General features: G+C 58.9%; 7 protein-coding genes. 3 read left to right on the top strand and 4 right to left on the bottom strand.

Going from position 1 to position 7347, the window contains the following annotated elements:
• Positions 1-6: 6 nt before the first annotated feature.
• From asnB to CSC73_RS12815, 3 genes are all read left to right on the top strand, one after another.
• Positions 7-1959 carry an asparagine synthase (glutamine-hydrolyzing) gene (asnB, locus tag CSC73_RS12805; protein ID WP_163840817.1) on the top strand — a complete coding sequence of 651 codons (1953 nt, stop codon included), beginning with the start codon at positions 7-9 and terminating at the stop codon, positions 1957-1959.
• A gap of 68 nt (positions 1960-2027) precedes the next feature.
• On the top strand, positions 2028-2783 hold the full coding sequence (locus tag CSC73_RS12810) for an FkbM family methyltransferase (RefSeq protein ID WP_163840819.1): 756 nt from the start codon (positions 2028-2030) through the stop codon (positions 2781-2783).
• Between the two features lie 18 nt (positions 2784-2801).
• On the top strand, positions 2802-3731 hold the full coding sequence (locus CSC73_RS12815) for a class I SAM-dependent methyltransferase (RefSeq protein WP_163840820.1): 930 nt from the start codon (positions 2802-2804) through the stop codon (positions 3729-3731).
• Between the two features lie 285 nt (positions 3732-4016).
• Here the strand turns inward: CSC73_RS12815 and CSC73_RS12820 are convergent, their stop codons facing one another.
• The 4 genes from CSC73_RS12820 to CSC73_RS12835 all read right to left on the bottom strand — a co-directional run.
• The gene (locus CSC73_RS12820; protein ID WP_163840822.1) at positions 4017-4400 is read right to left on the bottom strand and encodes a hypothetical protein; all 384 of its coding nucleotides are present in this window, start codon (positions 4398-4400) and stop codon (positions 4017-4019) included.
• A gap of 16 nt (positions 4401-4416) precedes the next feature.
• Entirely contained in the window at positions 4417-5739 is a 1323-nt protein-coding gene (locus tag CSC73_RS12825; protein WP_246197517.1) for an RHS repeat domain-containing protein, read from the bottom strand.
• Positions 5740-6027: 288 nt separating this feature from the next.
• Positions 6028-6480 carry a hypothetical protein gene (locus CSC73_RS12830; RefSeq protein ID WP_163840824.1) on the bottom strand — a complete coding sequence of 151 codons (453 nt, stop codon included), beginning with the start codon at positions 6478-6480 and terminating at the stop codon, positions 6028-6030.
• Between the two features lie 10 nt (positions 6481-6490).
• Positions 6491-7347 (bottom strand): peptidoglycan DD-metalloendopeptidase family protein (locus tag CSC73_RS12835; RefSeq protein ID WP_163840826.1); only part of this gene is annotated, 857 nt, incomplete at its 5' end.

The raw sequence follows: 7347 nt of genomic DNA on the forward strand, positions 1-7347 counted from the left end.
GAACCGATGTGCGGAATAGCAGGTTTCAGCGGACAGGACGTCACTGCCGAAGCGGCACGCCCGGCGCTGGAACGCATGATCCATACCCTGGCCCATCGCGGGCCGGACGGCTATGGCTTCCATGCCGAAGCGGGAATCGGCCTGGCGCATGCGCGCTTGTCCATCATCGACCTGGCCACGGGCGACCAGCCCATCCACAATCCGCGCCGCGACGTGTGGACGGTGTTCAACGGCGAGATCTTCAACTACATCGAACTGCGGCAGTCGCTGCAAGCGGCGGGGCACCAGTTCTACACGCAATCGGACACCGAAGTGATCGTGCACCTGTACGACCGCTATGGCGACGATTTCGTGCAGCACCTCAACGGCCAGTTCGCCATCGCCCTGTGGGATGCGAAGCGCCAGCGCCTGGTGCTGGCGCGCGACCGCGCTGGCATCCGGCCCTTGTTCCACGCCCGCAGCGGTGGCCGGGTGTGGTTCGCTTCGGAAGTGAAGGCCTTGCTGGCCGTGTTGCCCGAATGCGCCGCGCTGGATCCGCTGGGCCTGGCGCAAACGCTGACCTACTGGTCCGCAGTGGACCCCGGCACGCTTTACCAGGGCGTGCAGAGCCTGCCGCCCGGCTGCCTGCTCAGCATCGAACGCGATGGGCGCGAGACGATGACGCAGTACTGGGACTGGACCTTCCCCAGCGCCGCCGAAACCTCGCCTTCGCGTTATCCGAAAACCATCGAGGCCGCCACCGCCGAACTGCGCGAATTGCTGGTGGACGCGATACGCCTGCAATTGCGCGCCGATGTGCCGGTGGGCGCCTACCTGAGCGGCGGGCTGGATTCGTCCGGCATCGTGGCCATGATCCGCGGCTTCACGCAGACGCCGGTGCGGACGTTCTCGGTCGCTTTCGAGGACGGCGAGTTCGACGAAAGCGAACACCAGCAGGCGATGGTGCGGCACCTGGGCACCGACCACACGACCCTGCACTGCACGCGCCGCGACATAGGCGAGGCCTTCCCGCGCCTGATCCGCCATACCGAAACTCCCGTACTGCGCACTGCGCCCGTGCCGCTGATGCTGCTGGCAGGCGATGTGCGCCGGCAGGGCTACAAAGTGGTGTTGACCGGCGAAGGCGCCGACGAGGTGTTCGGCGGCTACGATCTGTTCAAGGAAGCCAAGATCCGCCGCTTCTGGGCGCGGCAGCCCGGCTCGCGCATGCGTCCGCTGTTATTGCAGCGCCTCTACGGTTACCTTGAGAACTCGCCGGTGCGCAACCCGGCGTTCGCGCAATCGTTCTTCGGCCAGGGCATGGAACATCTGCAACGCCCGATCTTCGCGCACACGCCGCGCTGGGCCACTTCGCAGCGCGCGCTGTCGTTTCTGTCGCCCGATCTGCGCGCCAGCCTGGGCGAGTGGAATCCGCTGGACGCATACGAACTCACCTTGCCCCGTGAAATATCGTCGTGGAGCGGCTTGGCGCGCGATCAGTACGTGGAAGCGAAATCCCTATTGGCCGGCTACCTGCTGTCCTCGCAGGGCGATCGCGTGGCGATGGCCAGTTCCATCGAAGGACGCGTACCGTATCTGGATCACCGCGTCATCGAGTTCGCCAATCGCCTTCCGCCCAGCTTCAAGATCCGCGGCATGACCGAGAAATACATACTGCGCCGCGCGCTGGCCGATCTGCTGCCGGAAGAAATCCTGCAGCGGACCAAGCAACCCTATCGCTCGCCCGACAGCCAGAGCTTCTTCTTCGACGGCAAGCCGCTGGATTACGTGGCCGAGCTGATGAGCGCGGAGAGCATTCGCAAGGCGGGTTACTTCGATCCGGTGGCGGTGGGCAGGTTGACGGAAAAATGCAGACAGGGGCGCGCCACCGGCTTTGCGGACAACCAGGCTTTCGTTGGGATCCTTTCCACGATGCTGGTCCACCACGGACTCCTCGACAACACGGGTCCCCACGCATGAGCAGCGCGGCGGCTGATTTTTATTCCGCACCGCGTCGGCGGCGCACCCTTTCCCCCGAGGGCAGACGAGTGAAGCAGAAAAAGATATTCGACATAGGCATGTACGACGGTTCCGACTCGCGCTATTTCCTGGACGAGGGCTACCACGTGGTGGCGGTGGAAGCCAATCCGGAACTGGCCGCCAAGGCCATGCAGGAATTCCAGGATCACATCGCCGACGGCCGCTTGACCGTGCTCAATCGCGCGCTGGCAGACGAACCCGGAGAAATAGAGCTGGTGCTGTGCGGCGACGACCTTGGCGCCAGCAGCATCTTCGAGGACAAGATCGCGCATCGCAATCCTTCGGGCACCTGCATGGTGCAGGCGGTCACCTTCTCCGAACTGGTCGGCGAGTTCGGCGTTCCCGATTACGTGAAGGTCGACATAGAGGGCGCGGACCGGCATTGCATTCTGGCGCTGAACCCCGACAACCGCCCGCAATACCTTTCCTTCGAGGCGGACCACGATCTGGAGGAGCTGGTGGCGCACATGGCGTCCATCGGCTACCAGCAATTCAAGCTGATCGGGCCATGCAGCTTCCTGGAGTTGGGCAACGAACGCAGCTTGGTCAATCGCCTGAAGCGCAGGATGATGCGGATACTGGGTTTCGAACAACCGCTGCGCGTGCGCAGGGCCGGCCGCTGGTTCCAGTTGATGCACAGCAGCGGGCCCGCGCCGTGGGCCAGCGATGGCGAGTGGTACAGCGCCGAGACGCTGCTGTCGAAATGGAATCATGCCCGGCAGAACGACCAGTTGATGGGTTGGTACGACGTTCATGCGTGTTGATCGACAGGGGGGAGTCACATGCACTGGAGAATAAAAGGCCTGGTCCAGAAGGCGCTGGGCGTGCTTCCCGGCGGCGAGACGCTGCACTATCACTTGCAGCGCCGTTTTGGTGGGCTGCAGGATTTCCACAGGGAGCTCTCGGTCAAGGTCAAGGATTGGCAGATCATGGTCCGGCATCTGCGCGATGCGCGGGTGGTCATCGCCGACAGTCACTTCTTCGAGATCGGCACGGGGTGGTACCCGACGTTTCCGTTCGCCCTGTACTTGGCTGGTGCGCGTCGCATCACCACCTACGATCTGAACCGCCACTTGCAGGACGACCTGGTGCGGGCGGCGGTGAAGGAACTGGGCGGTTTTCTGGAAATCATCGCCGAGGACAGCGGCAGCGATTTGGCCGCAGTGCAAGCGCGCCACCAGAAGCTGGCGGAGGCGATAGACGCCGGCGCGGATTTGAGCGAAGCCACCGGCGGTCGAATCCAGTATTCGGCGCCTGCCGATGCCACTTCCACGGCCCTGGCAGATGGCGAAGTGGACGTGGTGTTTTCCAACAGCGTACTGGAGCACGTGCCGCCGGATGCGATCACCGCGATGTACCGCGAGTCGATGCGCATCCTGTCGCCGGGCGGGATCATGTTCCACTCGGTCAATTGCGGCGATCACTATTCGTACGTGGACAGCAGCATCCACCAGCTCAACTATCTGCAGTATTCGGACCGGGCGTGGAAGCTCTGGAACAATGCCTTCTTGTATCAGAATCGGATGCGGGCGCATGAGTTCGTGGAGGGCGCGGCTGCGCTGGGATTTTCGATAGAGCTGGACACGTCCACCGCCCGTGCCAACCGCCTTGAGCAGCTTGCTGCGATGAAGGTGGATTCCCGCTTCGCCCAGGTGGTTCCAGAAAAGCTCTGCATCACCAGCGTGGATTTTATCGCACGCAAACCCGCGTAGCATGGGCTTTGGCCCACCATTACCATGCGTCAGTTGCTACGGCGCCGGAACGAAGAGCGGTGGGCTGGAGCCCACCCTATAACTTACATCGTCATCCCATAGGGCGGGCTCAAGCCCGCCGCATGAAGCACGACCTATGGGGCCTTGAACTCCGCTGTGAATCGCCGACGCTTCTGCATGGAACACCTCCGTGCGAGGATTGTCCTCGCTTTGTGGTGTCCGAGAAATCGGGGGTAGTCCACTCTGGCCCCTTTTCTCATGTGCTGAAGCCCACCCTACGGGGCCTTACAGAATTGCAGGATCATTCAAGTGGACAATCAAGTGACTCCTTCTTCGTTCTTCGAACAGGAATCTTGCAAAAAAAAATGGTGCCGACATCCGCCCAATACGAAAAAAGGAAAACCCCATATCATTATCTTTAGATTTTTCCTGATCGTCCTCAGTAAGTTCCCACATCTCAACGATACGGCAACGCAGCTTAAAAAACCCCGTCTTGTCATAATCAAGTTCGTGCGCATTTATTCGATTCATGAGTGCACCCGGTAGACGGCCGCTTGCCGCCTTTAAGCTGCCTGCCTGCACATTAAACGTCGCAAAGAATCCATATCTCATGCCTTCCGGGCGAGGTCCACAAAAAATGCATTGCAAAATAAATTGAAACGTCTTCATCAATAAAGTCCCCGTACTATTTAATTTCTTCTTTTCTTTTTGGCTCAGGGACTGGCTCCTTCCTATCATCACGATCACCTCTGCCGGACGGCCCCTGCTCACCGCCATTTGCTCGAGGTAAGCCACAACCCTCCGCACAATCGCTACCACCCCCGGCTTCGCCGATCATGTACGGATCAAAGAGGTCTGCAACTTCTGCGACCTTGTCGGCAATATCAGCATTATTTTCCAGCTGCATAGCACCAAATGCCAAGCCTGCGAAAGCTATGTCTCCCGCCTTATCAACAAAAGAATGCCCCGACACCCCATCTGTTTGATAGTGCGGCAAACCTTTTCCCGCCACCTTTCCAGATTCATCCTTTAGCTCATGACCATCATGTCGAATTCTGTTGGCGCGGCCATGCGCAGTCGTTTCTACCCTTCGTGAGATGCGCGTACTATCTCCTAAGAAATTGCCGCCTGAGCGGCGAATTTTAACAGCCTGCTCTAGAGTAACGCGGGATATCTTTCGCATCGCAGTCGTGCCCAATTCAACTGCCCAACCTATCTTCCCTTTTCTTCCGTCCGGATCATCGAACGTGTAGGGATTGTTGTATGCGTAGGCATAAACATTGAAATGCCGCATATCGCCGGTGTCATAAGCAGTGACCGGATCAACACTGAGGAAGCACCCGCAGACGGGATCATAATAGCGCTGCTGCATATAAGTCAGCCCCGTGGCGCCATCCATCACGTGGCCGGTGTAGCCGATGCCCTCGTACGCCGGCTTGTTGATCGCCGCGCCATAGGGCTCGTAGTTGGTGCGGTCGATCACCGTCCCGGCTTCGTTGGTGACCGCCACCGGACTGCCCAGGGCATCGGTGTGCTGGTACTTGGTGGCGATTACCGCATTGCTGGGCCAGTCGTGGTCGATGGTCGCCACCAGGCTACCGCCCAGGTAGACGTTCTCGTGGGTCTTCTCGCTGCTGGGGCCGTTCCAGGAAAACAGCATCTGCCCGGACTGGCTGTACTGCCACAGCGTCTTGCTGCCGTCGATCTTGGTGGTCTGCACCCGACGCCCGTGGCCATCGTACAGATACGCCTCCTTGTTCGGCACTGTGCGCAGGCGGTTGCCGTAGTCGAAGTCATGCAGCTGGCCGTTCTTGTTGGCCAGATTGCCCTGCACGTCGTAGCTCAGGCCCACCACGGTGGCCCCGGCCGTGTTCTTGATGTTGGTCAGCTGGTTCTTGGCGTCATACACATACTCGGCGTAGTCCTTCAGGCCGGCCTGCTTCCATGACTTCAGGTTGTCCAGCGCATCGTAGGTGAAGAAATGCCAGTGGTCGCTCCCGCCGAACATCGCCGAACCCACCCCGGTCAGTAGGTCATACCGTCACATTACATAGGGTGAACCCCTCAGTGATCGGGCTTTTTTGTGCTGATCATTCGCAGCGGCGACGACGCATGCGGTGGGCCGAGGCCCACCCTACGGGGCCTCGGTGTTGGCACAAGCCAACCGGTAACCGTCACGCCACAACGACAAAGCCCGCTCAGTGAGCGGGCTTTTTTGTGGCGTATCTTCGCGTGGCGTTACTGGTGCATGCGGCGGGCTGGAGCCCGCCCTATGAGCTCTGCAGGATTCTGCACGTCAAGGCTCGCACTTAATGATAACTGCATTGACCAGCCCTAATTTAGCTGTTGCAACTGCCCAGCAGCCATCACCATGAACCGTAATCTTGTTTGTACTGACAGTTGCGCTTGCAGTCTTGGCTTTCCTGCTCGCTGCTCGAAAATCTCCGCCCGGACAAAGCCATCCGTCCAAGCAATATCGAGGATTTGAGGACTCAACTCCTGCAACACGCATGTCCTCATCAAATGCAACCACCAACCTGTCGTAGCTATATATCTTTTGAATAAATCCTGAGCTATTTTTTACCGCTCTCGGGCTATTAAGCGAGCGAACAACCTCCTCTTTTTTCATCCCAACACGAACCGGCCCAATAGCAAGAACATCGTCACATGCTGCGTCGACTGGAATGGCTAATAGGCACATCGCACCCGATAAAGCTATAAATTTCATCGCCTTTGTCATCGCATTCATCGCAATATTCTTACTCCTCGTACTCATAGTTAAAGTACATCGTTGGATCTTTGGGAACGCCATTTACGCGAATCTCAAAGTGAAGGTGCGGATCAGCAGTAGCCGGAAGATTCCCGCTAGTGCCAGTTTCTCCAATCACGTCCCCTCCTGAGACCAAAGTTCCATTCGGTAGCTTTGTGCTAGAAAGATGGGCGTATCGCGTTGTCAGCCCATCGCCATGCTTGATCTCCACATATGTTCCATACCCATTTGGATCGCTCTTATTCTCAAGCTTCCCGAATCCCGCCGCCTTGACTTCATTTCCAGACGCTGAATCAATATCGACACCCTTGTGCGGTCGGGCACCACCGCTTCGCAACTTCTTTGCACCGTCAGGATCGAATCCACCATCAGCCGTGCGATTAGAAGTATTTTTCTTATTGATCCCACCCTCTAATGGTTTGTCTGTTAGGCGCGTCCCTGGTTGGTTGTCGCCACTACGCATACTCGGTGGGCCAACCTGAATAACCGCCTTGCACCGTTGCGGTGTCTTTTCACAAATTGACGCTTGCCGCCCATCCGGATCGGTGAACTTGTAAGGGTTGTTGTTCGCATACCAGTACCGGTTGAAGTTCCCGCCGGTCGCTGAGTTGGCCGTGACCGGATCGACGCTAAGCATGGCTCCGATCCCCGGATCGTAATAGCGCTGCTGCATATAAGCCAGCCCCGTGGCGCCATCCATCACGTGACCGGTGTAGCCAATGCCCTCGTACGCCGGCTTGTTGATCGCCGCGCCATAGGGCTCGTAGTTGGTGCGGTCGATCACCGTCCCGGCTTCGTTGGTGACCGCTACCGGACTGCCCAGGGCATCGGTGTGCTGGTACTTGG

Origin of the sequence: Pseudoxanthomonas sacheonensis, from assembly GCF_010093305.1 — a bacterium.
GTDB lineage: Bacteria > Pseudomonadota > Gammaproteobacteria > Xanthomonadales > Xanthomonadaceae > Pseudoxanthomonas_A > Pseudoxanthomonas_A sacheonensis.

What these genes read in the sequence shown, in the direction of transcription:
- CSC73_RS12825 (WP_246197517.1), bottom strand. Translation starts at nt 5,739, where the DNA reads ATGTTCGGCGGGAGCGACCACTGGCATTTCTTCACCTACGATGCGCTG.
- CSC73_RS12820 (WP_163840822.1), bottom strand. Translation starts at nt 4,400, where the DNA reads ATGAAGACGTTTCAATTTATTTTGCAATGCATTTTTTGTGGACCTCGC.
- asnB (WP_163840817.1), top strand. Translation starts at nt 7, where the DNA reads ATGTGCGGAATAGCAGGTTTCAGCGGACAGGACGTCACTGCCGAAGCG.
- CSC73_RS12815 (WP_163840820.1), top strand. Translation starts at nt 2,802, where the DNA reads ATGCACTGGAGAATAAAAGGCCTGGTCCAGAAGGCGCTGGGCGTGCTT.
- CSC73_RS12830 (WP_163840824.1), bottom strand. Translation starts at nt 6,480, where the DNA reads ATGAATGCGATGACAAAGGCGATGAAATTTATAGCTTTATCGGGTGCG.